The 26,505-nt window shown below is 71.8% G+C and carries 27 protein-coding genes and 1 pseudogene; 26 read left to right on the forward strand and 2 right to left on the reverse strand.

Annotated elements, in window-relative coordinates:
* The first annotated feature begins 30 nt into the window (after positions 1-30).
* From B9S64_RS24090 to ffh, 4 genes are all read left to right on the forward strand, one after another.
* Complete coding sequence (locus B9S64_RS24090; RefSeq protein WP_103488481.1) at positions 31-1,422, forward strand: ammonium transporter; 1,392 nt, start codon at positions 31-33, stop codon at positions 1,420-1,422.
* The gene (locus tag B9S64_RS24095; RefSeq protein WP_103488482.1) at positions 1,419-1,757 is read left to right on the forward strand and encodes a P-II family nitrogen regulator; all 339 of its coding nucleotides are present in this window, start codon (positions 1,419-1,421) and stop codon (positions 1,755-1,757) included. The genes B9S64_RS24090 and B9S64_RS24095 overlap by 4 nt, the downstream gene beginning before the upstream one ends.
* 37 nt (positions 1,758-1,794) lie before the next feature.
* Complete coding sequence (locus B9S64_RS24100) at positions 1,795-4,251, forward strand: [protein-PII] uridylyltransferase (RefSeq protein ID WP_103488483.1); 2,457 nt, start codon at positions 1,795-1,797, stop codon at positions 4,249-4,251.
* 218 nt (positions 4,252-4,469) lie between these two features.
* Positions 4,470-6,017 (forward strand): signal recognition particle protein, encoded by a 1,548-nt coding sequence (ffh, locus tag B9S64_RS24105; protein WP_103488484.1) that lies wholly within the window; start codon positions 4,470-4,472, stop codon positions 6,015-6,017.
* 88 nt (positions 6,018-6,105) lie between these two features.
* Here ffh and B9S64_RS24110 read toward each other — a convergent pair whose 3' ends face one another.
* On the reverse strand, positions 6,106-7,011 hold the full coding sequence (locus tag B9S64_RS24110) for a methyltransferase domain-containing protein (protein ID WP_109492109.1): 906 nt from the start codon (positions 7,009-7,011) through the stop codon (positions 6,106-6,108).
* Between the two features lie 594 nt (positions 7,012-7,605).
* On the opposite strand from B9S64_RS24110, the gene B9S64_RS24115 reads away from it, so the two are divergent.
* From B9S64_RS24115 to B9S64_RS24195, 17 genes are all read left to right on the forward strand, one after another.
* The gene (locus B9S64_RS24115) at positions 7,606-8,199 is read left to right on the forward strand and encodes a hypothetical protein (protein WP_014153813.1); all 594 of its coding nucleotides are present in this window, start codon (positions 7,606-7,608) and stop codon (positions 8,197-8,199) included.
* A gap of 157 nt (positions 8,200-8,356) precedes the next feature.
* A complete protein-coding gene (gene rpsP, locus B9S64_RS24120; protein WP_103488719.1) occupies positions 8,357-8,794 on the forward strand; it encodes a 30S ribosomal protein S16 in 438 nt (145 codons plus the stop codon).
* A gap of 2 nt (positions 8,795-8,796) precedes the next feature.
* Positions 8,797-9,036 (forward strand): RNA-binding protein, encoded by a 240-nt coding sequence (locus B9S64_RS24125; protein WP_014048589.1) that lies wholly within the window; start codon positions 8,797-8,799, stop codon positions 9,034-9,036.
* Between the two features lie 90 nt (positions 9,037-9,126).
* The gene (gene rimM, locus B9S64_RS24130; RefSeq protein WP_103488718.1) at positions 9,127-9,741 is read left to right on the forward strand and encodes a ribosome maturation factor RimM; all 615 of its coding nucleotides are present in this window, start codon (positions 9,127-9,129) and stop codon (positions 9,739-9,741) included.
* Positions 9,741-10,562, forward strand: coding sequence for a tRNA (guanosine(37)-N1)-methyltransferase TrmD (gene trmD, locus B9S64_RS24135; RefSeq protein ID WP_103488717.1), 822 nt, complete (start codon positions 9,741-9,743; stop codon positions 10,560-10,562). Before rimM ends, trmD begins: the two co-directional genes overlap by 1 nt.
* A gap of 125 nt (positions 10,563-10,687) precedes the next feature.
* A complete protein-coding gene (rplS, locus tag B9S64_RS24140) occupies positions 10,688-11,038 on the forward strand; it encodes a 50S ribosomal protein L19 (RefSeq protein WP_028443269.1) in 351 nt (116 codons plus the stop codon).
* Between the two features lie 45 nt (positions 11,039-11,083).
* Positions 11,084-11,869, forward strand: a complete 786-nt coding sequence (gene lepB, locus B9S64_RS24145; protein WP_103488716.1) for a signal peptidase I — start codon at positions 11,084-11,086, stop codon at positions 11,867-11,869.
* The gene (lepB, locus tag B9S64_RS24150; RefSeq protein WP_103488715.1) at positions 11,862-12,902 is read left to right on the forward strand and encodes a signal peptidase I; all 1,041 of its coding nucleotides are present in this window, start codon (positions 11,862-11,864) and stop codon (positions 12,900-12,902) included. The genes lepB (B9S64_RS24145) and lepB (B9S64_RS24150) overlap by 8 nt, the downstream gene beginning before the upstream one ends.
* Positions 12,829-13,776, forward strand: coding sequence for a signal peptidase I (gene lepB, locus B9S64_RS24155; RefSeq protein WP_103488721.1), 948 nt, complete (start codon positions 12,829-12,831; stop codon positions 13,774-13,776). The genes lepB (B9S64_RS24150) and lepB (B9S64_RS24155) overlap by 74 nt, the downstream gene beginning before the upstream one ends.
* 51 nt (positions 13,777-13,827) lie before the next feature.
* Positions 13,828-14,592: a signal peptidase I gene (gene lepB / locus B9S64_RS24160; RefSeq protein WP_103488714.1), complete on the forward strand. Its 765-nt coding sequence runs from the start codon at positions 13,828-13,830 to the stop codon at positions 14,590-14,592.
* Positions 14,582-15,070: an NUDIX hydrolase gene (locus B9S64_RS24165; RefSeq protein WP_103488713.1), complete on the forward strand. Its 489-nt coding sequence runs from the start codon at positions 14,582-14,584 to the stop codon at positions 15,068-15,070. Before lepB (B9S64_RS24160) ends, B9S64_RS24165 begins: the two co-directional genes overlap by 11 nt.
* Positions 15,071-15,133: 63 nt before the next feature.
* Complete coding sequence (locus B9S64_RS24170) at positions 15,134-15,442, forward strand: DUF2469 domain-containing protein (RefSeq protein ID WP_003965949.1); 309 nt, start codon at positions 15,134-15,136, stop codon at positions 15,440-15,442.
* Positions 15,443-15,630: 188 nt separating this feature from the next.
* Positions 15,631-15,990 (forward strand): YraN family protein, encoded by a 360-nt coding sequence (locus B9S64_RS24175; RefSeq protein WP_028443275.1) that lies wholly within the window; start codon positions 15,631-15,633, stop codon positions 15,988-15,990.
* A complete protein-coding gene (locus B9S64_RS24180) occupies positions 15,990-17,609 on the forward strand; it encodes a YifB family Mg chelatase-like AAA ATPase (protein WP_103488712.1) in 1,620 nt (539 codons plus the stop codon). The genes B9S64_RS24175 and B9S64_RS24180 overlap by 1 nt, the downstream gene beginning before the upstream one ends.
* The gene (gene dprA / locus B9S64_RS24185; protein WP_103488711.1) at positions 17,606-18,781 is read left to right on the forward strand and encodes a DNA-processing protein DprA; all 1,176 of its coding nucleotides are present in this window, start codon (positions 17,606-17,608) and stop codon (positions 18,779-18,781) included. The genes B9S64_RS24180 and dprA overlap by 4 nt, the downstream gene beginning before the upstream one ends.
* A gap of 249 nt (positions 18,782-19,030) precedes the next feature.
* Positions 19,031-19,867 carry an RNA polymerase sigma factor WhiG gene (gene whiG / locus B9S64_RS24190; RefSeq protein ID WP_028443278.1) on the forward strand — a complete coding sequence of 279 codons (837 nt, stop codon included), beginning with the start codon at positions 19,031-19,033 and terminating at the stop codon, positions 19,865-19,867.
* 95 nt (positions 19,868-19,962) lie between these two features.
* On the forward strand, positions 19,963-20,517 hold the full coding sequence (locus B9S64_RS24195; RefSeq protein ID WP_103488710.1) for a TetR/AcrR family transcriptional regulator: 555 nt from the start codon (positions 19,963-19,965) through the stop codon (positions 20,515-20,517).
* A gap of 295 nt (positions 20,518-20,812) precedes the next feature.
* On the opposite strand, the pseudogene B9S64_RS24200 reads toward B9S64_RS24195, so the two are convergent.
* A pseudogene (locus B9S64_RS24200) lies at positions 20,813-21,538 on the reverse strand (peptidoglycan DD-metalloendopeptidase family protein); the annotation flags it as partial.
* A gap of 277 nt (positions 21,539-21,815) precedes the next feature.
* Between B9S64_RS24200 and rpsB the strand changes: the two are divergent.
* The 5 genes from rpsB to B9S64_RS24225 all read left to right on the forward strand — a co-directional run bounded on the left by rpsB (position 21,816) and on the right by B9S64_RS24225 (position 26,376).
* Positions 21,816-22,742, forward strand: coding sequence for a 30S ribosomal protein S2 (gene rpsB / locus B9S64_RS24205; RefSeq protein ID WP_103488709.1), 927 nt, complete (start codon positions 21,816-21,818; stop codon positions 22,740-22,742).
* A gap of 102 nt (positions 22,743-22,844) precedes the next feature.
* Entirely contained in the window at positions 22,845-23,681 is an 837-nt protein-coding gene (tsf, locus tag B9S64_RS24210; protein WP_103488708.1) for a translation elongation factor Ts, read from the forward strand.
* Between the two features lie 157 nt (positions 23,682-23,838).
* Positions 23,839-24,615 carry a UMP kinase gene (gene pyrH / locus B9S64_RS24215; protein ID WP_103488707.1) on the forward strand — a complete coding sequence of 259 codons (777 nt, stop codon included), beginning with the start codon at positions 23,839-23,841 and terminating at the stop codon, positions 24,613-24,615.
* A 115-nt stretch (positions 24,616-24,730) separates the two neighbouring features.
* Positions 24,731-25,288, forward strand: a complete 558-nt coding sequence (gene frr / locus B9S64_RS24220; protein WP_028443283.1) for a ribosome recycling factor — start codon at positions 24,731-24,733, stop codon at positions 25,286-25,288.
* A complete protein-coding gene (locus B9S64_RS24225; RefSeq protein WP_103488706.1) occupies positions 25,288-26,376 on the forward strand; it encodes a phosphatidate cytidylyltransferase in 1,089 nt (362 codons plus the stop codon). Before frr ends, B9S64_RS24225 begins: the two co-directional genes overlap by 1 nt.
* The last annotated feature ends 129 nt before the right edge of the window (positions 26,377-26,505 follow it).

Consider the following 26,505-nt stretch of genomic DNA (forward strand, 5'->3'; position numbering starts at 1 on the left):
CGTGGCCGCACCGACGACGAGGAGACGCCGATGCCCCCAGGCATCACGACGCTTGCCGCAGACGCCCCCGAGCTGTCTGCCGCCAACACAGGGTTCATGCTCATCTGCTCCGCGCTGGTGATGCTCATGACCCCGGGCCTGGCCTTCTTCTACGGAGGCATGGTCCGCGTCAAGAGCACCCTGAACATGCTGATGATGAGCTTCGTCAGCCTCGGGATCGTCACGGTCCTGTGGGTCCTCTACGGATTCGGCCTCACCTTCGGCTCCGACGCCGGATCGGTCATCGGCTGGAGCTCCGACTACGCCGGCCTCAGCGGGATCGGCCTCACCGAACTCTGGGACGGCACCACCGTCCCGGTGTACGTCTTCGCCGTGTTCCAGCTGATGTTCGCCGTCCTCACCCCGGCCCTGATCAGCGGCGCCCTGGCGGACCGCGTCAAGTTCACCGCGTGGACGCTCTTCGTCGCCCTGTGGGTCACCGTCGTCTACTTCCCCGTCGCCCACTGGGTCTGGGGCTCCGGCGGCTGGCTCTTCGACCTCGGCGTGATCGACTTCGCCGGAGGCACGGCCGTCCACATCAACGCCGGTGCCGCCGCGCTCGGCGTGATCCTCGTCATCGGCAAGCGGGTCGGCTTCAAGAAGGACCCGATGCGGCCGCACAGCCTGCCGCTCGTCATGCTCGGCGCGGCCCTCCTGTGGTTCGGCTGGTTCGGCTTCAACGCCGGCTCCTGGCTGGGCAACGACGACGGCGTCGGCGCGGTCATGTTCCTCAACACCCAGGTGGCCACCGGCGCCGCGGTCCTCGGCTGGCTCGCCTACGAGAAGCTCCGCCACGGCACCTTCACCACCCTCGGCGCCGCCTCCGGGGCGGTCGCCGGACTCGTCGCGATCACCCCGGCGGGCGGCTCCGTCAGCCCGCTCGGCGCGATAGCGGTCGGGGCCGTCGCCGGTGTGGTGTGCGCCATGGCCGTCGGACTGAAGTACCGGTTCGGCTACGACGACTCCCTGGACGTCGTCGGCGTCCACCTCGTCGGCGGCGTCGTCGGCTCCCTGCTCGTCGGCCTCCTCGCCACCGGCGGGGTGCAGTCCGACGCCAAGGGCCTCTTCTACGGCGGCGGCCTCGACCAGCTCGGCAAGCAGGCCGTCGGCGTCTTCGCGGTCCTCGCGTACTCCCTGGTCGTCTCCGGTCTCCTGGCCCTCCTCCTCGACCGGACGATCGGGATGCGGATCGCCGAGGACGACGAGATCTCCGGCATCGACCAGGCCGAACACGCCGAGACGGCGTACGACTTCAGCGGCGCGGGCGGCGGCGCGGCCCCCCGCACCACCGCCGCGGCGAACGAGAAGGCCCTGAACAAGACGGCCCCGGCGAACAAGCAGGCCCCGAACAAGCAGGCCCCGAACACGAAGGTGGACGCGTGAAACTCATCACCGCGGTCGTCAAGCCCCACCGGCTGGACGAGATCAAGGAGGCGCTCCAGGCCTTCGGCGTCCAGGGCCTCACGGTCACGGAGGCCAGCGGCTACGGGCGCCAGCGCGGCCACACCGAGGTCTACCGCGGTGCCGAGTACACCGTCGACCTCGTACCGAAGATCCGCGTCGAGGTGCTCGTCGAGGACGAGGACGCCGAACAGCTCATCGAGGTGGTCGTCAAGGCGGCCCGCACGGGCAAGATCGGTGACGGGAAGGTCTGGAGCGTCCCGGTCGACACCGCGGTCCGCGTACGGACCGGCGAACGCGGCCCCGACGCCCTCTGACCGGCAACCCCCGAACGACCCGACGGAAGGCACCTGGGTGACCCGGACCGATGTGACCACCGAAGCGGAGAACCCGGGACCCAGCGGCTACGCGGCGGCCCGGCTGCGCCTCCTCCAGCGGGAGGCGCGGTCCGGGCCGCCGCGCCGTGCCGCCCTGGCCCGGCTCACCGACGACTGGCTGACCGCGCTGTTCACCACCGCCGCCGCGCAGACCGGGGTACGCGGCGCCGCCCTCGTCGCGGTCGGCGGATACGGCCGGGGCGAACTCTCCCCGCGCAGCGACCTCGACCTGCTGCTCCTGCACGACGGCAGCGCCGGACCCGCGGCCGTCGCCGCCCTCGCCGACCGCGTCTGGTACCCGGTCTGGGACCTCGGCCTGGCCCTCGACCACTCCGTACGCACCCACGCGGAGGTCCGGAAGGCCGCGGCGGACGACCTCAAGGTCCAGCTCGGCCTCCTCGACGCCCGCGCCGTCGCCGGCGACCTCGGGCGCGTCGCCGCCCTGCGCTCCGAGATCCTCACCGACTGGCGCAACCAGGCCCACAGGCGGCTGCCCGCCCTCGCCGCGCTCTGCCGGGAACGGGCCGAGCGCGCCGGCGAACTCCCCTACCTCCTGGAACCCGACCTCAAGGAGGCACACGGCGGCCTTCGCGACGCCACCGCGCTGCGCGCCGTCGCCGCCTCCTGGGTCGCCGACGCCCCCCGCGAAGGCCTCGCCGAGGCCCGCCGCGCCCTCCTCGACGTACGCGACGCCCTCCACCTCACCACCGGCCGCTCCACCGACCGCCTCGCCCTCCAGGAGCAGGACCAGGTCGCCGCCGCCCTCGGTCTCCTCGACGCGGACGCCCTGCTGCGCCAGGTCTACGAGGCCGCCCGCACCGTCTCCTACGCCACCGACGTCACCTGGCGCGAGGTCGAGCGTGTCCTGCGGGCCCGCTCCGCGCGGCCCCGGCTGCGCGGGCTCCTGAAAGGCGGCTCCAGGAACGCCCCCGAACGCGTCCCGCTCGCCGAAGGAGTCGTCGAGGCGGACGGCGAGGTGGTCCTCGCCCGCACCGCGCGCCCGGACAAGGACCCCGTCCTCACCCTCCGGGCCGCGGCCGCCGCCGCCGAGTCCGGGCTCCCGCTCTCCCGCCACCTCGTCCGGCACCTGCGGACCGGTGCCCCGCCGCTCCCGGTGCCCTGGCCCGCCGAGGCCCGGGAGGAGTTCGTCACCCTGCTCGGCGCCGGTGAGTCCACCGTCGCCGTCTGGGAGGCGCTCGAAGCGGAGGGCATCGTCGCCCGGCTGCTGCCCGACTGGGAACGGGTCCGCTGCCGCCCGCAGCGCAACCCCGTGCACACCTGGACCGTCGACCGGCACCTGGTCGAGACGGCCGTACGCGCCTCCTTCCTCACCCGCCGCGTCGGCCGTCCCGACCTCCTCCTGGTCGCCGCCCTGCTCCACGACCTCGGCAAGGGCCGGCCCGGCGACCACGCGGTGACCGGCGAGGTCATCGCCCGCGACACGGCCGCCCGCATCGGATTCGACCAGCGGGACACGGCCGTCCTCGCCACCCTCGTACGCCACCACCTGCTGCTCGTCGAGACCGCCACCCGGCGCGACCTGGACGACCCGGCGACCGTGCGCGCGGTCGCCGACGCCGTGGGCAGCGCCTCCACCCTGGAACTGCTGCACGCCCTCACCGAGGCCGACGCGCTGGCCACCGGACCGGCCGCCTGGAGCTCCTGGCGCGCCTCGCTCGTCACCGGCCTCGTCCGGCGCGTCGCCGCCCTGCTGGCGGGGGAGGAGCCCGCCGGACCGGAACCGCTCGCCGTCGGCGCCGAGCAGGAGCGCCTCGCCGTCGAGGCCCTGCGCACCGGCGGACCCGTCCTCGCCCTGCGCGCCGAGCCGGAACCCGCCCCGGAGGACGGCGACCCCGAACCCGTCGGCGTCGAACTCCACATCGCCCTGCCGGACCGGCCCGGTGTCCTGCCGGCCGCCGCCGGGGTGCTCGCCCTGCACCGGCTCACCGTCCGCGCCGCCGACCTGCGCGCCGTCGAACTCCCCACCGGGCTGGGCGGATCGGCCGGCCTGCTGGTGCTGAGCTGGCGGGTCGCCGCCGCGTACGGCTCCCTCCCGGCGACCGCCCGGCTCCACGCCGATCTCGTACGCGCCCTGGACGGCTCCCTGGACATCCGGGCCCGCCTCGCCGAACGCGAGGCCGCCTCACCCCGGCGGCGCGGGGCGAAGGCGCCGCCTCCCCGGGTGACCGTCGCCCCGGCGGGCTCCCGCCTGGCCACGGTCATCGAGGTACGCGCCCAGGACGCCCCGGGGCTGCTGCACCGGATCGGCCGGGCCCTGGAGCAGAGCGGGGTACGGGTGCGCAGCGCCCACGTCTCGACGCTCGGGGCGAACGCGGTGGACGCCTTCTACGTCACCGACGCGGCCGGCGAAACCTTGCCGCCCCCGGCCGCGGAGGCACTGGCCAGGGCGGTCGAGGCGGCCCTGCGGGAGTGACGCGCGGGAGGGCCCGCCCCGGGACGGGCCGGCACGCGGGGACGGACCGTCCGCGCGGCGGGGCCGCCGGAACGGGCGCCCGGCGCTCCCCGCGGACGGGATGCGCGCACGTGGTCTCCGCCCGGGTTTCTTCCGGGCGGAGACCGTCGTTTCCCGCGAGCCGGATACCCTGGGGTACTGCATCCGATTACCCCCGACCCTGAGGACCGACGAGCGCCGTGTTCGATACTCTCTCCGACCGCCTTGCCGCGACTTTCAAGAACCTCAGGGGCAAGGGCCGCTTGTCCGAGGCGGACATCGACGCCACGGCTCGCGAGATCCGTATCGCCCTGCTCGAAGCCGATGTCGCCCTGCCCGTGGTCCGGTCCTTCATCGCCAAGGTCAAGGAACGGGCCCGGGGCGTGGAGGTCTCCCAGGCGCTGAACCCGGCGCAGCAGATGATCAAGATCGTCAACGAGGAGCTCGTCTCCATCCTCGGCGGCGAGACCCGGCGGCTCCGGTTCGCCAAGAACCCGCCCACCGTGATCATGCTCGCCGGTCTCCAGGGCGCGGGTAAGACCACCCTCGCGGGCAAGCTCGGCCTCTGGCTCAAGGGCCAGGGCCACTCCCCACTGCTGGTCGCCTGTGACCTCCAGCGCCCCAACGCCGTCAACCAGCTGAGCGTCGTCGCCGACCGCGCGGGCGTCGCGGTGTACGCGCCGGAGCCGGGCAACGGCGTGGGCGACCCGGTCAAGGTGGCCAAGGACTCCGTCGAGTACGCCACGGCCAAGGTCCATGACATCGTCATCGTCGACACCGCCGGCCGTCTCGGCATCGACGAGGAGCTGATGCGGCAGGCCGCGGACATCCGCGACGCCGTCAGCCCCGACGAGATCCTCTTCGTCGTCGACGCGATGATCGGCCAGGACGCGGTCAACACCGCCGAGGCCTTCCGCGACGGCGTCGGCTTCGACGGTGTCGTGCTCTCCAAGCTCGACGGCGACGCCCGCGGCGGTGCCGCCCTGTCGATCGCCCATGTCACGGGCAAGCAGATCATGTTCGCGTCGAACGGTGAGAAGCTGGAGGACTTCGACGCCTTCCACCCCGACCGCATGGCCTCGCGCATCCTCGACATGGGTGACCTGCTCACCCTGATCGAGCAGGCGGAGAAGACGTTCAGCCAGGAAGAGGCCGCCAAGATGGCCTCCAAGCTGGCGTCGAGCAAGGGCAAGGACTTCACGCTCGACGACTTCCTGGCGCAGATGGAGCAGGTCCGCAAGATGGGCTCCATCTCCAAGCTGCTCGGGATGCTGCCCGGCATGGGGCAGATCAAGGACCAGATCAACAACATCGACGAGCGCGACGTCGACCGCACGGCCGCGATCATCAAGTCGATGACGCCGAGGGAACGCGCCGAGCCGACGCTCATCAACGGCTCCCGCCGGGCCCGTATCGCCAAGGGGTCCGGGGTCGAGGTCTCCGCGGTGAAGAACCTCGTGGAGCGCTTCTTCGAGGCCCGCAAGATGATGTCGAAGATGGCCCAGGGCGGCGGGATGCCGGGCATGCCCGGGATGCCCGGCATGGGGGGTGGCCCCGGCCGCCAGAAGAAGCAGGTCAAGCAGGCCAAGGGCAAGCGCAAGAGCGGCAACCCGATGAAGCGCAAGGCCGAGGAGCAGGCCGCCGCGGCCCGTCGTGAGCAGGCGGCGCAGGGCGGGGCGTTCAACCTGCCGGCCGAGGGCGACAAGAACTTCGAACTGCCGGACGAGTTCAAGAAGTTCATGGGCTGACCGGCGCCCCGGCACGGGCCGCACGCGTACGTACGTCAGGGGCGCCCCGCTCGGCGGGCGCCCCTTCGGCGTGTCTCCGGCCGGACGGCTACCTCGTCACGCACACCAGGTAGCGGAAGACGTTCGGCATCCGGACCGTGCCGTCGGGCCGCCGGTGCGGAAGCAGGGCCTCGGCGACCTCCTTCTCCACCCGGGAGCGGCCGGTCGCCCGCTCCGCCGCGTCGAACAGCCCGGTCGAGAGCAGGCCGCGTACGGCGCTGTCCACGTCGGCGTAGGCGAAGGGACAGGACACCCGGCCCGAACCGTCCGGTTTCAGCCCGGCCCGTGCCGCGACCTCCTCCAGGTCGTCCCGCAGCGCCGGACGCCAGCCGCCCGGACGCGCGGGACGCGCCGGCTCGGCGAGCCGGGCCGCCACCCGCAGCACCGGGGCCGTCGCGCACCGCTCCGGCGGCCCCCAGCCGGTCAGGACCACGGTGGCGCCCCGCACGGCCAGCGGGACGGCCTCCGCGAGCGCGGGCGCGAGCCCCTCGGAGTCACCGGCCGCACAGCCGATCGGGTGGAAGGCGGTCAGCAGGTTGTACGGCGGCGCGCCGGTCGTCGCGACGGCCGACGGCGGGCCCTCCACGAGCCGCGCCCGCCGGGCCGGCTCCGTGTCCCGCGCCCGTCCGCCGGAGCCCTCCGCCCACGTGCCGGAATTCTCCGCCCGTCCCGCGGACCCGAGGCGCTCCCTGGCCAGGGCGAGGCGTTCGCGGTCGGTGTCCACGCCGGTGACGCGCGCGCCGCGCGAGGCCGCCGCGAGCAGGGCGAGCCCGGAACCGCAGCCGAGGGAGAGCATCCGCGTCCCGGCACCGACCTCCAGCCGGTCGAACACGGCCTCGTGGAGCGGCGCCAGCACGCGCTCCTGGATCGCGGCCCAGTCGCGGGCGCGGGTACCGGGATCCACCGGGGCGGACGAAGCCGCGTACGTGTGGTGCCGGACGAGCGTGGGTGTCATGGAATGCGCCCCAATCCGCCGAGAGGTCGGTCGTGCCCGGGTGGACGGTCCCCCACGCGGATGCGGTACCGGGCGCGCCCGGCCCCGGGTGCCGGGGACTCCACGTCCGCCGCCCCGTCCAGACGCCTGACGGGGTGGGGCGGCCGTGTCGCTCGCGTGCTCCGGCCGTGCGCCCCGGCACCGGCCCGAGGCCGGGCCGCCGGACCGGCACGCCCGCCGCTCGCTCTTCCCCCCAGTCTCACCCGGCACACGGGACGCGGCACGTCGAGCGGTCCTGCCCGGCACCGGACGCGGCACGTCGAGCCGTCCTGCCCGGCACCTGGACACGGCACGTCGAGCTCCGGCCCCGCGACGCCCCCGCACCGTGGTCCGCGGCGTCGCGGGGCCGGGGGTAATGTCGCTGTCCGGGCGCCCGCCTACAGGCCGGGGCGTACGGCAGGCTACGTACCGCCTTGGTGCGAGCTGTGTGACTTCTCCGCAGATCTGCGCACCCGACCTCGTCCGGACGCATCAGCGACAACTGACTGGTACGTGCAAATTATTTGGGATGCCCTGGAATAGGAACACCGGAGCACCCACGATCGTTGTCACGACGTGAGCACGACACCACCTGTACTTGCCGCAGAGCTGGCGCAGGCGTGGGCCGACATTCAGCGGTACCACCCCGAGCTGCCGGACCTTGCCGCCCCCGAGTCCCTGATCGGAGAGTCCTCGTCCGCCTGTGGCGCCGAGCTCTCCTTCGAACGACTGCTCCATGAGGCAGTCCATGGAATCGCCGCCGCGCGAGGTGTCCGGGACACCTCGCGGGCCGGCCGCTACCACAACCGACGCTTCCTCGCGATCGCCGAGGAGCTGGGCCTCGACCATGCCGAGGAGCCCCACCCCAGCAGTGGATTCTCGTTGGTGACGCTGAATCCCGAGGCCAAACGCAGATACCGCCCGACGGCCGAGCGGCTGCAGCGCGCCCTCAAGGCGCACACCGTGGCCACCGCCGCGGACACCAAGCGCTCCTTCCGCGGTCCCGCGGCCCGGCACGGATCCTCCGGTGGAGGCGTCCGCGTCAAGGCCGTCTGCGACTGCGGGCGCAACGTCCGCGTCGTCCCGTCCGTCCTCGCCCAGGCGCCGATCGTCTGCGGCGGATGCGGCAAGCCCTTCCGCATCCCGGAAGGGGCGGTCGCGGTCGGGTGACCCGATGTGGTGTGGCACAATGGCTAGCTGTACTCGACAGCCGCATAGGACCCCTCTCTCCTCCGGCTGACGCGTCCGTCGGGCACCCGAGTACCGCAACCCCACGTGGCATCTTCGTTGTGCCCAACCACGTCAGAGACCAGGAGACACCACTCCCGTGGCAGTCAAGATCAAGCTGAAGCGTCTGGGCAAGATCCGTTCGCCTCACTACCGCATCATCGTCGCCGACTCCCGTACCCGCCGTGACGGCCGGGCCATCGAGGAGATCGGCCTGTACCACCCGGTGCAGAACCCCTCGCGCATCGAGGTCAACTCGGAGCGCGCGCGGTACTGGCTGTCCGTCGGCGCCCAGCCGACCGAGCCGGTCCTCGCGATCCTGAAGCTCACCGGTGACTGGCAGGCCCACAAGGGTCTCCCGGCCCCCGCGCCGCTCCTGCAGCCGGAGCCCAAGGCTGACAAGCGTGCCCTCTTCGAGTCCCTGAGCCTGGATGGCGACGAGACCAAGGGCGAGGCCATCACGCAGAAGGCCAAGAAGTCTGACAAGAAGGCGGACGAGGCGTCTGACGCCGCGTCCACCGAGTCGACCGAGGCCTGAGCATGCTCGAGGAGGCTCTTGAGCACCTCGTGAAGGGCATCGTCGACAACCCCGACGATGTGCAGGTCGCCTCGCGTGACCTGCGCCGTGGACGCGTGCTGGAGGTCAGGGTCCATCCCGAAGACCTCGGCAAGGTGATCGGCCGCAACGGCCGCACCGCACGCGCCCTGCGTACCGTCGTGGGTGCCATCGGCGGCCGCGGTATCCGCGTCGACCTCGTCGATGTGGACCAGGTCCGCTGAGGAGTTGAACACCGGCCGGGGCCGGGGAGGGCTTTCGAGCCGTCCCCGGCCTTTGTCGTCCGTACGTACACCATCACCGGGAGTAACAGCGTGCAGTTGGTAGTGGCGCGGATCGGCCGCGCCCACGGCATCAAGGGCGAGGTCACCGTCGAGGTGCGCACCGACGAGCCCGAACTCCGGCTCGGCCCCGGAGCCGTCCTGGCCACCGAACCGGCGGAACGGGGCCCCCTGACCATCGAGACGGGCCGCGTGCACAGCGGCAGGCTCCTGCTGGGCTTCGAGAACGTCCGGGACCGTACGGCCGCCGAGGCGCTCCGCAACACCCTGCTCATCGCGGAGGTCGACCCCGCCGAACTGCCCGAGGACCCGGAGGAGTTCTACGACCACCAGTTGATCGACCTCGACGTGGTCCTCGCCGACGGCACCGGGATCGGCCGGATCACCGAGATCAGTCATCTGCCGTCCCAGGACCTGTTCATCGTGGAACGCCCGGACGGCAGCGAGGTGATGATCCCGTTCGTCGAGGAGATCGTCGCCGAGATCGACCTGGAGGAGCAGCGGGCCGTCGTCACACCGCCGCCCGGTCTGATCGACGAGAGCGAGGCCGTCGTCGCCTCCGCGCGCGACGCCGACGGGGCCGATGGGGCCGACGGGGCCGCGGACGAGGCGGAGCGGGCCGGTACGGCGGAGAAGGGCGACGCGTGATGCGTCTCGACGTCGTCACGATCTTCCCGGAGTACCTCGAACCGCTGAACGTCTCGCTCGTCGGCAAGGCCCGCGCCCGGGGCCGCCTCGACGTCCACGTCCACGACCTGCGCGACTGGACGTACGACCGGCACAACACGGTGGACGACACCCCTTACGGCGGCGGCCCCGGCATGGTCATGAAGACCGAGCCGTGGGGTGACGCCCTGGACGACGTCCTGGCCGACGGGTACGAGTCCGGGGCGCACGCCCCCGTGCTCGTGGTGCCCACGCCCAGCGGGAGGCCCTTCACCCAGGAACTGGCCGTGGAGCTGTCCGGGCGGCCGTGGCTGATCTTCGCCCCGGCCCGTTACGAGGGCATCGACCGCAGGGTGACCGAGGAGTACGCGACCCGGATGTCCGTGGTGGAGGTCTCCATCGGGGACTACGTCCTGGCCGGCGGGGAGGCCGCCGTCCTGGTCGTCACCGAGGCCGTGGCCCGGCTGCTGCCCGGCGTGCTGGGCAACGCCGAATCGCACCGGGACGACTCCTTCGCTCCCGGGGCGATGGCCGACCTGCTCGAAGGCCCGGTGTACACCAAGCCGCCGGAGTGGCGTGGGCGCGGTATCCCTGAGGTGCTGCTCAGCGGGCACCACGGGAAGATCGCGCGCTGGCGCAGGGACGAGGCGTTCCGCCGGACCGCCCTCAACCGGCCCGATCTCATCGAGCGGTGCGAGGCGTCCGGCTTCGACAAGAAGGACCGCGAGATCCTCTCGATCCTCGGCTGGTCCCCGGAGTCCGGGGGGCGATTTTGGCGCAGGCCCGGAGCCGTGGAAGAATAGGCCAGCCGTACGTCCGGTGTGCGCCCCTGCCACAGGGGGAACGACGCCCACCCGACGCGATCGGCCTTTCGTACTTCACTCTCTCCCGTCGATGACCTGTGGCATCGGCGAAGAAAGCAGACACCATGACTTCCCTGCTCGATGGCGTCAACGCCGCCTCCCTCCGTACCGACCTCCCGGCCTTTCGCCCGGGTGACACGGTCAACGTCCACGTGCGCGTGATCGAGGGCAGCCGCTCCCGTATCCAGCAGTTCAAGGGCATCGTCATCCGCCGCCAGGGCTCGGGCGTCAGCGAGACCTTCACGGTCCGCAAGGTCTCCTTCAGCGTCGGCGTCGAGCGCACCTTCCCGGTGCACAGCCCGATCTTCGAGAAGATCGAGCTCGTCACCCGCGGTGACGTCCGTCGCGCCAAGCTGTACTTCCTCCGTGAGCTGCGTGGCAAGGCCGCGAAGATCAAGGAGAAGCGCGACCGCTGATTCACCTCCGGCGTCCACAACGCGGCCGGATAGGATTCGGCCCCGATGGACACCGACGCACGACACACGGAGCGCGATCGCTCCTCCGCACCCGAGGACGGGACGGAGGAGGGGTCGCGCTCCGCGCGTGCTCCGGCCCCTGAGGCCGGACGGACCGCCTGGGGCCGGGTGGCCCTCCTGGGGGCGCTCTGCACCGTGGCGCTGCTGCTGTTCAGCGCCTTCGTGCTCCAGCCCTTCCTCATCCCCAGCGGCTCGATGGAGCCCACGCTGCGCGTCGGGGACCGGGTGCTGGTCAACAAGCTGGCGTACCGTTTCGGCTCCGAGCCGCGCCGCGGCGACGTGGTGGTCTTCGACGGGACCGGGTCCTTCGTGCCGGAGACGCCCGGCGACGACTCCGTGGGCTCCCTGCTGCGCGGGGTGGCCGCTTCCCTGGGACTGGGCGAGCCCGTCGAGACCGACTTCGTGAAGCGGGTGGTGGGCGTGGGGGGCGATCACGTGGTCTGCTGCGACGAGCGGGGCCGGATCGAGGTGAACGGCGACCCGGTCGACGAGGAGTACGTGCACCCGGGCGACGAGCCGTCCCAGGTCGCCTTCGACATCGAGGTGCCCGACGGCAGGCTGTGGATGATGGGTGACCACCGCTCCCGCTCCCGGGACTCCCGGGACCACCTGGGACAGCCCGGTGGAGGCATGGTGCCCGTCGACCGGGTGGTCGGGCGGGTCGACTGGCTCGGCTGGCCGTTCGGCAGGCTCGGGTCCCTGGACGGGACCGACGCCTTCACCGGTATCGCCTCCGCGGGCATACGGCCGGCGGGCGCGGACCGTGGGTAGGCGGGGGCGCGGACGCGGCGAACCGGACAGCCACGTACCGGGGAGCGGGCCCGACGGGGCCCGTACGCTGCCCACCCGGGCCGAGCGCCGCAAGCTGGCGCGCAAGGTACGCCGCCGCAGGCGCGGGACGGCGCTCACGGAGATACCCCTTCTGGTGCTGGCGGCGCTGGTGATCGCGCTGGTGCTCAAGACCTTCCTCGTCCAGGCCTTCGTGATCCCGTCCGGGTCGATGGAGCAGACGATCCAGATCGGCGACCGGGTACTGGTGGACAAGCTGACACCGTGGTTCGGGACCGAGCCCCGGCGCGGTGACGTCGTCGTCTTCCAGGACCCGGGCGGCTGGCTGCCCAAGGGGGAGGCCTCCACCGAGGAGTCCCCGGTCGGTGTGAAACAGGTCAAGGAGCTGCTGACCTTCATCGGACTGCTGCCCTCGGACGACGAGCAGGACCTGATCAAGCGCGTGGTGGGTGTGGGGGGCGACACGGTCGCGTGCTGCGGAGCCGACGGCAGGGTCACCGTCAACGGCGTCGCGCTCGACGAGCCGTACCTGCATCCGGACAGTGAGCCATCCACGGTCCAATTCGAGGTAAAGGTTCCCCCCGGCCGTCTCTTCGTCATGGGCGACCACCGGTCCAATTCCGCGGACTCGCGGTTCCACCTCGACGAACCGCACCACGGGACGGTCTCCGGGGAACAGGTCGTCGGACGTGCCGTGGTGATCGCCTGGCCCGTCGCCCACTGGCACGGCCTGGAGGAACGCGGGACGTACGCGACCGTGCCCGACGGGCGTGCCGGGACGGCGGCGGGGGCGGATCCGTCGAATAGTGTGGACCACCAGGATCTGAACGGAATGGTCCTGCTCCCGACCCCTGCGGAACTCCCGCTCGTTATGGGAGTGGTGGGCCTGCGCCGGATCGGGCGCGGGCGGTGGCACGGAGTGAGGAGTAGATGTGGGGGACGTGGCGGTCGGCGCACGATCCGGACACGACGGGCCCGAGGACCGGCCCCCGAACGGCGGGGTCCCGGTGGATGACGGCGGATCCCCCGGCTTCGCGTCCCCGGGCTCCGTACCCCCGGGTGCGGAGCCTCCCGGCGGGGACGCGTCGCAGGACGGTTCCGCGAGCGGCGGCGGTACGGCGCCGAAGAAGCCGCGCTCGTTCTGGAAGGAGCTGCCGCTCCTCATCGGCATCGCGCTGATCCTGGCGCTGCTGATCAAGACCTTCCTGGTGCAGGCGTTCTCGATCCCCTCGGACTCCATGCAGAACACCTTGCAGCGGGGTGACCGGGTCCTCGTGGACAAGCTGACGCCGTGGTTCGGATCCGAGCCGGAGCGCGGCGAGGTCGTGGTCTTCCACGACCCGGGCGGCTGGCTGGAGGGCACCGAGACGCCCGAGCCGAACGCGGTGCAGAACTTCCTCAGCTTCATCGGGCTGATGCCGTCCGCCAAGGACAAGGACCTGATCAAGCGGGTCATCGCGGTCGGCGGCGACACGGTGGAGTGCAAGAAGAACGGACCGGTGACGGTCAACGGCAAGGAGCTGGACGACAAGTCGTTCATCTTCGAGGGCAACAGCGCCTGCGACGACCAGCCCTTCGGTCCGATCCACGTGCCGGAGGGCCGGATCTGGGTCATGGGCGACCACCGTCAGAACTCGCTGGACTCCCGGTACCACCAGGAGCTCCCCGGCCAGGGCACGGTGTCCGTGGACCAGGTCGTCGGACGGGCCGTCCTCGTGGCCTGGCCGGTCAACCGCTGGTCGACCCTGCCGGTCCCGAAGACCTTTGACCAGCCCGGACTGAACGCGGCGGCCGCCGCCGCCGTGCCGGGCGCGCTCGGTGTGGCCGGGGCACTGCCCCTCGTGTTCTGGCGCCGCCGGAGGCTGACCCGGGAGCGTACCGCCGGGTAGGGTGCCGACTCGGATCAGCGACGGTCGGTCTCGGATGGGGGAGGCGCTGGAATGAGCGGAACAGGACGTGGGGACGACGGCCGCGGCCGGCTCGGCAGAGTGCTGTCGAACCTGGCCGTGGCCGTCGGCTGTGTGCTCTTCCTCGGCGGCTTCGCCTGGGCGGCGGTGGTGTACAAGCCGTACACCGTGCCGACCTCGTCGATGTCCCCCACGGTGAACGCCGGGGACCGGGTCCTCGCCGAGCGGGTGGACGGTGCCGAGGTGAGGCGCGGTGACGTGGTCGTCTTCACCGACACGGTCTGGGGCGACGCCCCGATGGTGAAGAGGGTCGTCGGAGTGGGCGGCGACGAGGTCACCTGCTGTGACGGCGTCGGCCGGCTGACCATCAACGGCAAGGCCGTCGAAGAACCGTATCTGCGGGCGGACGGTACGGGGACCTCGGGCGGCAGCCCGGCCTCCGGCCAGGACTTCACCGCACGGGTGCCCGAGGGCAAGCTCTTCCTCCTGGGCGACGAGCGCACCGGCTCGCTGGACTCCCGGGTCCACCTGGAGGACGTCGACCAGGGCGCGGTGCCGCGCGGCGCCGTACAGGCCCGGGTGGACGCGGTGGCGTGGCCGCTGAACGGCATGATCGGCAGGCCGGAGGGGTTCGCCGCCCTGCCCGGCGGTGTGTCCGAGGAGGGTCCGCTGCCCCTCCAGGCGGGTGCCGTGGCGCTGGGGGTCGTGCTGATCGTGGGAGGGTCGGTGTACGGGCCGCTCGCGGCCCGCTCCGCGCGTCGGACGAAGCGGACGGGGGCGTCCACCGGTGGCCGCTGAGGCACGGAAGGTCGCCCGGGTCGTCCTGCTGGACCCCGAGGACAGGATCCTGCTGCTGCACGGATTCGACCCGGAGGACCCCTCGACGCGCTGGTGGTTCACCCCGGGCGGCGGTCTGGAGGGCGACGAGAGCCGGGAGGAGGCGGCCTTGCGGGAGCTCGCCGAGGAGAGCGGCATCACGGGCGCGGACCTCGGCCCGCTGCTGTGGACCCGGATCTGCTCCTTCCCGTTCGACGGGCGGCGCTGGGAACAGGACGAGTGGTACTACCTGGCGCGCACCGAGCGGACGGCCACGGACGTGAGCGGGTTCACGGAACTGGAGCGGCGCAGTGTCTCCGGTCTGAGGTGGTGGACCTCCGCCGAACTCCTGGCGACGCGTGAGACGGTGTACCCGACCAGACTCGCCGGGCTGCTGCGTACGCTGCTCGACGAGGGCCCTCCACGCGTCCCGCAGGTTCTCGCCCCCGAAATCGCCTAATCCTCCGGGGGCGGTCGAAGCTGACGCACAATAGGGGGACGCACGGCTGAAGGGGAACATGCCATGAGCGCCGAGGACCTCGAGAAGTACGAGACCGAGATGGAGCTGAAGCTCTACCGGGAGTACCGAGACGTCGTCGGGCTGTTCAAATACGTGATCGAGACCGAGCGGCGGTTCTACCTCACCAACGACTACGAGATGCAGGTGCACTCGGTCCAGGGCGAGGTCTTCTTCGAGGTCTCCATGGCTGACGCGTGGGTCTGGGACATGTATCGACCCGCCAGGTTCGTCAAGCAGGTGCGGGTGCTGACGTTCAAGGACGTGAACATCGAGGAGCTCAACAAGAGCGACCTCGAACTCCCGGGCGGCTGACGGGGCGGCGGCCGGGCCAGGGCGCGCCAGGCGGCGGGCGGGGCCGGCTGGGCGGCTCTGCTCCCTCTGCTCCGGCTTGCCGTCTCACCCCATGGGGTGGCCGGGATATCCACATCGACGAGGTTGTCCACCAAGATCCAAAAGATCGGGTGACAGGCGCCAGAGTCGGTGCCGGAGGTGGTGCCGGGATGAACGCACGGGGAGCACTCGGGCGGTACGGCGAGGATCTGGCGGCGCGGCTGCTGACCGAGGCCGGAATGGCCGTGCTGGAGCGCAACTGGCGCTGTCGCGCGGGAGAGATCGACATCGTCGCCAGGGACGGCGACGCGGTGGTGATCTGCGAGGTGAAGACCCGCAGGTCAGCCGCCTTCGAGCATCCGATGCAGGCCGTCACGCCGGTCAAGGCGGACCGGCTGCGCAGGCTCGCCGAGATCTGGCTCGCCCGGCACGGCGGCGCTCCGCCGGGCGGGGTCAGGATCGATCTGGTCGGCGTCCTCCTTCCCCGGCGGGGTGCGCCGGTCACCGAGCACGCGCGGGGTGTGGCCTGATGGGGTTCGCGCGGGCGTGTTCGGTGGCGCTGGCGGGCGTCGAAGGCGTGGTGGTGGAGGTCCAGGCGGATCTGGAGCCGGGTGTGGCGGCGTTCACCCTGGTCGGGCTGCCGGACAAGAGCCTGGTGGAGAGCCGCGACCGGGTCAGGGCCGCGGTGGTGAACTCGGGGGCCGAGTGGCCCCAGAAGAAGCTGACGGTGGGGCTGTCGCCCGCCTCCGTACCCAAGAGCGGTTCGGGTTTCGATCTCGCCGTGGCGTGCTCGGTGCTGGGCGCCGCGGAGCGGATCGACCCGGCCGCCATCGCTGATGTGGTGATGATCGGGGAGCTGGGACTGGACGGCCGGGTGCGCCCGGTGCGCGGTGTCCTGCCGGCGGTCCTGGCGGCGGCGGAGGCGGGGTACCGCCAGGTGGTGGTGCCGGAGCAGACCGCCGGGGAGGCCGCCCTGGTACCGGGCGTCTCCGTCCTCGGGGTGCGGAGCCTGCGGCAGCTGATCGCGGTGCTCGGCGACGAGCCGGTGCCGGACGAGCCCGTGGCCGACGGGGGACGCCCCGACCCCATGCTGGCCGGGCTGATGGTGCCGGGCGCGGGCATCGGCACGGGACTGGCGGCGGGCGGCCGGGGCGCGGGGCAGCAGCCCGACCTGGCGGACGTCGTCGGCCAGACCAGGGCGCGCAAGGCGCTGGAGGTCGCCGCGGCCGGCGGGCACCATCTGCTGCTCTCCGGCCCGCCGGGAGCGGGCAAGACCATGCTGGCCGAGCGGCTGAGCGGGATCCTGCCACCCCTGTCCCGGCGGGAATCCCTCGAAGTGACGGCGGTGCACTCGGTGGCCGGGATCCTTCCCCCGGGCGAACCACTGGTCACCAGGGCGCCGTACTGCGCGCCGCACCACTCAGCGACCATGCAGTCCCTGGTGGGCGGAGGCAACGGCCTGCCGCGCCCCGGAGCCGTCTCCCTGGCACACCGGGGGATCCTCTTCCTGGACGAGGCCCCCGAATTCTCCGGGCGCGCGCTGGACGCCCTGCGCCAGCCCCTGGAATCCGGACACGTGGTGATCGCGCGCGCCGCCGGGGTGGTTCGGCTGCCCGCCGGCTTCCTGCTGGTGCTGGCCGCCAACCCCTGCCCGTGCGGGCGGCACACGCTCACCGGCGCGGGCTGCGAATGCCCGCCCTCGGCCGTCCGCCGCTATCAGGCCCGGCTGTCCGGGCCGCTGCTGGACCGGGTGGACCTCAGGGTCGAGGTGGAGCCCGTGGGCCGGGCGGACCTGATGGGGTCCGGCGGCCGCGGCGAGTCCTCGGCCGAGGTCGCCGCGCGGGTGCGCGCGGCCAGGGCACGGGCCGTGGAGCGGCTGGCGGGCACGCGATGGAGCGCCAACAGCCAGGTGCCGGGGCATGAGCTGCGGACCCGGCTGACCGCGGCACCGGGCGCCCTGATGGCGGCCGAGCGGGACATGGAGCGGGGCCTGCTCACGGCACGGGGGCTGGACCGGGTGCTGCGGGTGGCGTGGACCGTGGCGGACCTCCGGGCGGCCGACCGCCCGGACGCCTCCGACATCGCGGTGGCCCTGGAGCTGCGTACCGGGATCCACCGGGGGGCCCTGCTCAAGGCCGGTGCGTCATGAGCGTCCGGGCTGCTGTCCTCGACGCGGAACGCCGGGCCAGGGCCGCCCTGACCCGTGTCCTGGAACCCGGCGACGAGCGGGGCGGCCGCTGGCTCCGCGAGCTGGGAGCCGTCGAGCTGCTGCGACGGCTCTCGGGCCCGGAGGGCCGGGACGGCGGGGTGCTCGGGGGTGTGACGGCGGCGCGCCTGGCGGGATACCGGTTACGGGCCGCCGGGGTCGAGCCCGACCGGGACCTGGCCGCCGTGGACGCCGTCGGCGGGCGCTTCGTCTGCCCGGGGGACGGGGAGTGGCCGAGCCAGCTGGACGACCTGGGGGACGCGCGGCCCGTCGGGCTCTGGGTGCGGGGCGTTCCCGATCTGCGCCTCTGGGCGCTGCGGTCGGTCGCGGTGGTCGGGGCCCGTGCCTGCACGCCGTACGGGGCGCACATGGCCGGCACCCTCGGCGCGGGGCTGGCGGAGCGCGGCTGGGTGGTGGTGTCGGGGGCCGCCTTCGGAGTGGACGGGGCGGCTCACCGCGGGGCGCTGGGCGCCGGCGGGGCGACCCTGGCCGTGCTGGCCTGCGGCGTGGACGTCGCCTATCCGCGCGGACACACCGAACTGATCGGCCGCATCGCCGAACAGGGTCTCGTCATCGGGGAGTTGCCGCCCTCCGAGCATCCGACGCGCAGCAGGTTCATCCTGCGCAACCGGGTGATCGCCGCGCTCACCCGGGGCACGGTCGTGGTGGAGGCGGAGTACCGCAGCGGCTCACTGGTGACGGCCAGGAGCGCCCAACGGCTGGGCCGCTCCACGATGGGGGTGCCCGGACCCGCGACGAGCGGGCTTTCCGCCGGGGTGCACGAACTGCTGCGCGGTGAGGGGGTCCTGGTCACGGACGCCGCGGAAGTCATCGAGCTGGTGGGGGAGATCGGGGACCTCGCACCCGTCCGGCGCGGCCCCGTGCTGCCCCGTGACCTCCTCGACCCCGCCGCCGCGCGCGTCCTGGACGCCCTGCCCCGGACCGGGGGCATGGACGGGCGCGACGTGGCGCGGGCCGCCGGGACGTCCACCGATGAGGCACTCGGCCGTTTGTACGAACTGCACTCACTGGGGTTCGTAGAACGGGAGAGCGATGGATGGAGGTTGACGCCCGTACCCACACACAATGGGGATGCGCGGCGAGGCGGTACTTGACCTGAAGCATTCGGGTGAAAAGGTGATGCCGATGACCTCGGCGGCACCCGACGAGGCCTACAGGGCCGGTGTGTGCGGCGCCGGTCCCGGTCCCGGCCCTGTCCGAAGGAGCGGTGGGGAGGCCGGAATCGCACGGTACGGATCCCCGGTCCTGTGCACACCGCAACACGTCAGTCACGCTACGCTCGCAAGGATCCCGCCCCAGAGACACGTCCCAGCACCACACAGCAGAACGGCTCAAGGCACCACATGCCCCAGCACACCTCCGGGTCTGACCGCGCGGCCGTACCACCGGCTGCGCGTGGCACTGTGCGTCCGTCCGCCCCCTCCTCGCTCGACGAGTTGTGGCGTTCCTACAAGACCACGGGCGACGAGCGGCTGCGGGAGCAGCTGATCCTGCACTACTCGCCCCTGGTGAAGTACGTCGCCGGCCGGGTCAGTGTGGGGCTGCCGTCCAACGTGGAGCAGGCGGACTTCGTCTCGTCCGGGGTCTTCGGACTGATCGACGCCATCGAGAAGTTCGACCTGGAACGCGCGATCAAGTTCGAGACGTACGCGATCACCCGGATCCGCGGGGCGATGATCGACGAACTGCGGGCGCTGGACTGGATCCCCCGGTCCGTGCGGCAGAAGGCCCGTAACGTCGAACGGGCCTACGCCACGCTGGAGGCGCAGTTACGGCGGACCCCCTCGGAGGCCGAGGTCGCCGCCGAGATGGGCGTCACCCTGGAGGAACTGCACTCCGTTTTCAGCCAGTTGTCGCTCGCCAACGTGGTGGCGCTGGAGGAGTTGCTGCACGTCGGCGGGGAGGGCGGCGACCGGCTCAGCCTGATGGACACCCTGGAGGACACCGCGGCCGACAACCCGGTCGAGGTCGCCGAGGACCGGGAGCTCAGACGGCTGCTCGCCCGTGCCATCAACACCCTCCCCGAGCGGGAGAAGACCGTGGTCACCCTCTACTACTACGAAGGACTCACCCTCGCCGAGATCGGCAACGTCCTCGGGGTCACCGAGAGCAGGGTCAGCCAGATCCACACCAAATCGGTGCTGCAACTCCGCGCGAAACTGGCTGACGCCGGACGCTGAGCGAGCGGCTTCGGCCAGTCGATCACGGACGCGCACCTTCCCTCGGCCACCCGCCGCCGTAGAGTGGAGACGTGCCCAGGATTCGAGCGGCCTCCGTGGCCGAGCACCGGACCATGCAGCGCGGCGCCCTCCTGGACGCCGCGCGTTCCCTGCTGTCCGAGGGCGGTACGGAGGCGCTGACCTTCCCCGCCCTCGCGGAGCGCACGGGGCTCGCCAGATCCTCGGTCTACGAGTACTTCCGGTCCCGCGCGGCCGTCGTCGAGGAACTCTGCGCCGTCGACTTCCCCGTCTGGGCGGCCGAGGTCGAGAACGCGATGGCACGGGTGGACACCCCCGAGGAGAAGATCGAGGCATACGTACGCCGCCAGCTCGACCTGGTCGGGGACCGGCGGCACCGCGCGGTCGTCGCGATCTCCGCGAGCGAGCTGGACGCCGGGGCCCGGGAGAAGATCCGGGCCGCGCACGGCGGTCTGATCGCCATGATCGTCGAGGCGCTGGGCGACCTGGGCCACACCCAGGCGAGGCTGGCCGCGATGCTGCTCCAGGGCTCGGTGGACGCGGCGGTACGCCGTATCGAGCTGGGGGTGGAGGAGCCCGGCGCGGTCGCCGACGCCGCCGTGGCGATGGTCCTGCGCGGCGTGCGGGGCTGACACCGCCCTTCCGGTGAGCCGCGGCCTCTGCCGCCGGCCGGAGTTCGTCCGCCTCATGGGCTTTGACCTGCTCATAGGCCTCGTCCGCCTCATAGGCCTTGTCTGCCTCATGGGTCCCGGCCGCCTCAAAGGCCTCGTCCGTGCGGGCCGGCGCGGCGGTCGGCACGGGAACTCCGAACACCGGCAGCAGCCGGGAAGGGCTCCGCCGCAGCAGGGAAGGCGGCAGCAGGGACAGCGGGTCCAGATAGACGTCCTCGCGCCGCAGCCCCCAGTGCAGACAGCGGGACGCGCAGTGGGAGACCCCCGCCCCGGTCGTCCCGACCCTCTGTCCAGCGGCCACCTCGTCCCCCTTCGCGACATCCGCCCGCACCGGTTCGTAGGTGAAGCGCAGCGGCGGGTCACCGCTGCCGGCCACCTCGACCGAGACCACCCCGCGCCCCGCCACCTGGCCCGCGAACAGGACACGGCCCGGCGCGGCCGCCCGCACCACGCTGCCCGGCACGGCCGCGAGATCGACCCCGCGATGCCCCGGTCCGTAGGGGCCCGCGGGAGGTTCCCAGCCGCGCGTGATCCGTGGCCGCCCCGCGAGCGGCCAGCTCCGTTCCCCGGAAGCGCCGGCACGGAGCGACGTGGGCCCGGACCGGGCGGCGGACGTCTCGGCCGCGACCCGTAAGGCCAGCCTCCCCGGCCCCGGGGCCCCCGAGCCCGCAGCCCCGGCCACGGACAACCCGGCGACCTGGAACACCAAGACCACCAGCAGAAGCAGCAGAAACGGCAGCACCGGCAGAGCCACCGGAAACGCAGCAAGCCCCGCCTGGCCAGGAAGCCCAAGCCCCGCGTGCTGAGGCGGCACCACCGGAACCGACGGGGCGCCCCGGACTCCCCGGTCCCGCGCGGCCCCGAGCGGTGCCCCGGCCGTCGGGGGCGGGGCGGCCGGATGTCCCCGCCGTGGCTCGGCCCGGCGCCTCCGCGGGTGCTCGTACCGCCGCCCGCCGGCCGTTACTTCGGGTGTGCGTCGCATGACGCAACGATCCCCTCCGCGCCCGCTCCATGGGGATCACGGTCCGGATCTGTGGACGGCCGAGCGGTTGTGGACATCGCCGTCACCCGGCACCCGGCGGGTCCCGTACACTTCTTCTGGCGATCCGGGTCACCGGGTCGACTTCGCACGCCCCGCCACCTCCCTCTCAGCGGACGGTGGCCGCGCTCCTCGGTCCCTTGTGGCACGGCGCGTAGGGGCGTCAGGCGCGAGCGCAATCCTGCGGTCGCGACAACCGAGTACCTCAAGGAGTACGGCCATGGCCGTCGTCACGATGCGGGAGCTGCTGGAGAGCGGCGTCCACTTCGGTCACCAGACCCGCCGTTGGAACCCGAAGATGAAGCGCTTCATCTTCACCGAGCGCAACGGCATCTACATCATCGACCTGCTCCAGTCGCTGTCGTACATCGACCGCGCCTACGAGTTCGTCAAGGAGACCGTCGCCCACGGCGGCTCCATCATGTTCGTGGGTACCAAGAAGCAGGCCCAGGAGGCCATCGCCGAGCAGGCGACGCGCGTCGGCATGCCGTACGTCAACCAGCGTTGGCTCGGTGGCATGCTCACCAACTTCTCCACCGTCTACAAGCGCCTTCAGCGTCTGAAGGAGCTCGAGCTCATCGACTTCGAGGACGTGGCCGCCTCCGGCCTCACCAAGAAGGAGCTCCTGGTCCTCTCCCGCGAGAAGGCCAAGCTGGAGAAGACCCTCGGTGGTATCCGCGAGATGCAGAAGGTGCCCAGCGCCGTCTGGATCGTCGACACCAAGAAGGAGCACATCGCCGTCGGTGAGGCGCGCAAGCTCCACATCCCGGTCGTCGCGATCCTCGACACCAACTGCGACCCCGACGAGGTCGACTACAAGATTCCGGGCAACGACGACGCGATCCGCTCCGTCACCCTGCTCACCCGCGTGATCGCCGACGCCGTCGCCGAGGGCCTCATCGCCCGTTCCGGTGCCGCCACCGGTGACTCGAAGCCGGGCGAGAAGGCCGCCGGCGAGCCGCTCGCCGAGTGGGAGCGCGACCTGCTCGAGGGCGAGAAGAAGGACGACGCGGAGGTCCAGTCCTCCGTCGAGACCGAGAAGGACGCCGACGCGGACGCCAAGCCGGCCGTCGTCGCCGCCGAGCAGGCCGAGGCCACCGAGGCCCCCGCCGCCGAGGCTCCGGCCGCGGACGCCGAGCAGGCCTGACACCCGACAGTCACGGCTGAAGACGGCGGGGGCCGGTGCACAGGCACCGCCCCCGCCGTTGACCCGTAGATCTTTCAGACTTCGAGAGAGAAACACAGACTCATGGCGAACTACACCGCCGCCGACGTCAAGAAGCTCCGCGAGCTCACCGGCGCCGGCATGATGGACTGCAAGAAGGCGCTCGACGAGGCCGACGGCAACGTCGACAAGGCCGTCGAGGCTCTCCGTATCAAGGGTCAGAAGGGCGTCGCCAAGCGCGAGGGCCGTTCCGCCGAGAACGGTGCCGTCGTCTCGCTGATCTCCGACGACAAGACCTCCGGCGTCCTGCTCGAGCTGAAGTGCGAGACGGACTTCGTCGCCAAGGGCGAGAAGTTCCAGACCGTCGCCAACGCGCTCGCCGCCCACGTCGCCGCGACCTCCCCGGCCGACCTCGACGCGCTGCTCGCGTCGGAGATCGAGGCCGGCAAGACCGTCCAGGCGTACGTGGACGAGGCCAACGCCAACCTCGGCGAGAAGATCGTCCTGGACCGCTTCGCGCAGTTCAGCGGCGGTTACGTGGCCGCGTACATGCACCGCACGATGCCCGACCTCCCGCCGCAGGTCGGCGTCCTCGTCCAGCTGGACAAGGAAGACGCCCAGGTCGCCAAGGACGTCGCGCAGCACATCGCCGCCTTCGCGCCGAAGTACCTCAACCGCGACGAGGTCCCGGCCGAGACGGTCGAGAACGAGCGCCGTGTCGCCGAGGCCACCTCGCGTGAGGAGGGCAAGCCCGAGGCCGCCCTCCCGAAGATCGTCGAGGGTCGCGTCAACGGCTTCTTCAAGGAGGTCGTCGCCCTGGAGCAGGCCTTCGCCAAGGACAACAAGAAGTCGGTCCAGAAGGTCCTGGACGAGGCCGGTGTCAGCCTGACGCGCTTCGCGCGCATCAAGGTCGGCATCTGAGTCCGTCCGCGAACAACGGCAGACCCGATAGGGTCTGGTGCAGTCGTCGGCCGCACCATGCCGGACGACCGCAGATCTGACGAGGAGGCCATTGCCGCTGAGGGACACCAGACCCACCGGCAATGGCCTTCTTCGTATGTGCACGAGGAGAATCTCCATGAACAACGGCGCGGGCACCACACAGGGTGATCACAAACGCGACGACGGCAAGGTGTCCGGACGCTTCATGCTGAAGCTGTCCGGCGAGGCGTTCGCCGGTGGCGGCGGTCTGGGCGTCGACCCCGACGTCGTGCACGCCATCGCCCGTGAGATCGCCGCGGTCGTACGCGACGGCGCCGAGATCGCGGTCGTCATCGGTGGCGGCAACTTCTTCCGTGGAGCCGAGCTCCAGCAGCGCGGAATGGACCGGGCACGGTCCGACTACATGGGCATGCTCGGCACGGTCATGAACTGCCTGGCGCTCCAGGACTTCCTGGAGAAGGAGGGCATCGACTCACGCGTCCAGACCGCCATCACCATGGGTCAGGTAGCCGAGCCGTACATCCCGCTCCGCGCCGTACGGCACCTGGAGAAGGGACGCGTCGTGATCTTCGGCGCGGGCATGGGGATGCCGTACTTCTCCACCGACACCACCGCCGCCCAGCGCGCCCTGGAGATCGACGCCGAGGCGCTGCTCATGGGGAAGAACGGGGTGGACGGGGTCTACGACTCCGACCCGCGCACCAACCCCGAGGCGGTGAAGTTCGACGCGCTGGAGTACGGCGAGGTGATCACCCGTGACCTCAAGGTCGCCGACGCCACCGCCATCACGCTCTGCCGTGACAACGCACTGCCGATCCTCGTCTTCGAGCTGACCGCGGAGGGCAATATCGCCCGCGCGGTCAAGGGTGAGAAGATCGGCACGCTGGTGAGCGGCGAGAGCACCCGGGCCTGACGGCCCACAGGATGGACAACGGCCTGCCGGTCGGACACCGTGCAGGTGAGGACGCGACGCAGGATCCGCAGGGCCCGACGATGCCGGGTCCACCCAAGACACGCAGGAGCACGTGGTGATCGAAGAAATCCTCCTCGAAGCCGAGGAGAAGATGGAGAAGGCCGTCGTGGTCGCCAAAGAGGACTTTGCCGCGATCCGCACCGGCCGTGCGCACCCGGCGATGTTCAACAAGATCGTCGCCGACTACTACGGCGCGCTGACCCCGATCAACCAGCTGGCCTCGTTCTCGGTCCCCGAGCCGCGGATGGCCGTGGTGACCCCGTTCGACAAGACCGCCCTGCGCAACATCGAACAGGCGATCCGCGACTCCGACCTCGGCGTCAACCCGAGCAACGACGGCAACATCATCCGCGTGACCTTCCCGGAGCTCACGCAGGACCGCCGCAAGGAGTTCATCAAGGTCGCCAAGAACAAGGCCGAGGACTCCAAGATCTCGATCCGCGCCGTCCGCCGCAAGGCCAAGGAGTCGCTGGACAAGCTCGTCAAGGACAAGGAGTCCGGCGAGGACGAGGTCCGCCGCGCGGAGAAGGAGCTCGACGACACCACGGCGAAGTACGTCGCCCAGGTGGACGAGCTGCTCAAGCACAAGGAAGCCGAGCTGCTCGAAGTCTGATGAACGACTCCTCCTGGGGCGCCCCGCAGGGAGCCGGCTACCGGGGCGCGCCCGAGATGGGGGCCGCCCCGGCGGGTCCCGCCCACGATGTGCACGGCGCCCAGCAGACTCGGCCCATGCCCATCGTGCCGGACGTTCCCGACGAAGGTAGAGCCGCCGACGACCGCGACGACCGGAACAGGGACGCCACACACGTCAGCGGCCCCCTGTTCCGCGACGAGAGGCCGCAGGAGCCCATGTCCGCCCCGACGCCCCCGCCCCCGCCGCAGAAGAAGCGCGCGGGGCGGGACCTGCGCGCCGCCATAGGGGTCGGGGTCGGGCTCGGCGCCGTCGTCATCGGCTCGCTGTTCGTGGTGAAGGCCGTCTTCGTCGGCGTGGTCGTGCTGGCGGTGGTGGTCGGACTCTGGGAACTCACCTCCCGGCTCAAGGAGCGCAAGGGCATCGACGCCCCGCTCGTCCCGCTCGCCGTCGGCGGCGCCATGATGGTGGTCGCCGGCTACGTGTGGGACGCGCAGGGCGCCTGGATCGCCATGGCGCTCACCGCGCTCGCGGTGCTCGTGTGGCGGATGACGCGGCCGCCCGAGGACTACCTCAGGGACGTCACGGCGGGGGTCTTCGCCGTGTTCTACGTGCCGTTCCTCGCCACGTTCGTCTCCATGATGCTCAGCGCGGACGACGGCGCGTGGCGGGTGCTGGTCTTCCTGCTGCTCACGGTGGTCAGCGACACCGGTGCGTACGCGGTGGGCTGGCGCTTCGGCACGCACAAGCTCGCCCCCCGGATCAGCCCCGGCAAGACCCGGGAGGGCCTGTTCGGCGCGGTGGCCTTCGCGATGGTCGTCGGCGCGCTCTGCACGCAGTTCCTCATCGACGGCGGGCGGTGGTGGCAGGGGCTGCTGATGGGCCTCGCGGTGGCCGCCAGCGCCACGCTCGGCGACCTCGGTGAGTCCATGATCAAGAGGGATCTCGGGATCAAGGACATGGGCACGCTGCTGCCGGGCCACGGCGGCATCATGGACCGGCTCGACTCCCTGCTGCCCACGGCGCCGATCGTCTGGCTGCTGCTGGTGGTGTTCGTGGGTTCCGGCTGACGGCCGCCCCCGACAGCCCACACCTGAGGTCCGCCGCTCCCGGAGCGGCGGACCTCAGGCACGTACCGGCGGCCGCGGAAGGCCCGTCCCACGAGGGCGAACGCCGGGCGGAGTGAGTACCCCGGCGTG

The organism is Streptomyces sp. SM18, from assembly GCF_002910775.2.
In the GTDB taxonomy this organism is placed as follows: domain Bacteria; phylum Actinomycetota; class Actinomycetes; order Streptomycetales; family Streptomycetaceae; genus Streptomyces; species Streptomyces halstedii.

Coding starts and splice junctions, on each gene's coding strand:
- B9S64_RS24090 (WP_103488481.1), top strand. CDS start 31: ATGCCCCCAGGCATCACGACGCTTGCCGCAGACGCCCCCGAGCTGTCT.
- B9S64_RS24110 (WP_109492109.1), bottom strand. CDS start 7,011: ATGACACCCACGCTCGTCCGGCACCACACGTACGCGGCTTCGTCCGCC.
- B9S64_RS24125 (WP_014048589.1), top strand. CDS start 8,797: ATGCTCGAGGAGGCTCTTGAGCACCTCGTGAAGGGCATCGTCGACAAC.
- trmD (WP_103488717.1), top strand. CDS start 9,741: ATGCGTCTCGACGTCGTCACGATCTTCCCGGAGTACCTCGAACCGCTG.
- rplS (WP_028443269.1), top strand. CDS start 10,688: ATGACTTCCCTGCTCGATGGCGTCAACGCCGCCTCCCTCCGTACCGAC.
- lepB (WP_103488716.1), top strand. CDS start 11,084: ATGGACACCGACGCACGACACACGGAGCGCGATCGCTCCTCCGCACCC.
- lepB (WP_103488714.1), top strand. CDS start 13,828: ATGAGCGGAACAGGACGTGGGGACGACGGCCGCGGCCGGCTCGGCAGA.
- B9S64_RS24170 (WP_003965949.1), top strand. CDS start 15,134: ATGAGCGCCGAGGACCTCGAGAAGTACGAGACCGAGATGGAGCTGAAG.
- B9S64_RS24175 (WP_028443275.1), top strand. CDS start 15,631: ATGAACGCACGGGGAGCACTCGGGCGGTACGGCGAGGATCTGGCGGCG.
- B9S64_RS24180 (WP_103488712.1), top strand. CDS start 15,990: ATGGGGTTCGCGCGGGCGTGTTCGGTGGCGCTGGCGGGCGTCGAAGGC.
- dprA (WP_103488711.1), top strand. CDS start 17,606: ATGAGCGTCCGGGCTGCTGTCCTCGACGCGGAACGCCGGGCCAGGGCC.
- whiG (WP_028443278.1), top strand. CDS start 19,031: ATGCCCCAGCACACCTCCGGGTCTGACCGCGCGGCCGTACCACCGGCT.
- rpsB (WP_103488709.1), top strand. CDS start 21,816: ATGGCCGTCGTCACGATGCGGGAGCTGCTGGAGAGCGGCGTCCACTTC.
- tsf (WP_103488708.1), top strand. CDS start 22,845: ATGGCGAACTACACCGCCGCCGACGTCAAGAAGCTCCGCGAGCTCACC.
- pyrH (WP_103488707.1), top strand. CDS start 23,839: ATGAACAACGGCGCGGGCACCACACAGGGTGATCACAAACGCGACGAC.
- B9S64_RS24225 (WP_103488706.1), top strand. CDS start 25,288: ATGAACGACTCCTCCTGGGGCGCCCCGCAGGGAGCCGGCTACCGGGGC.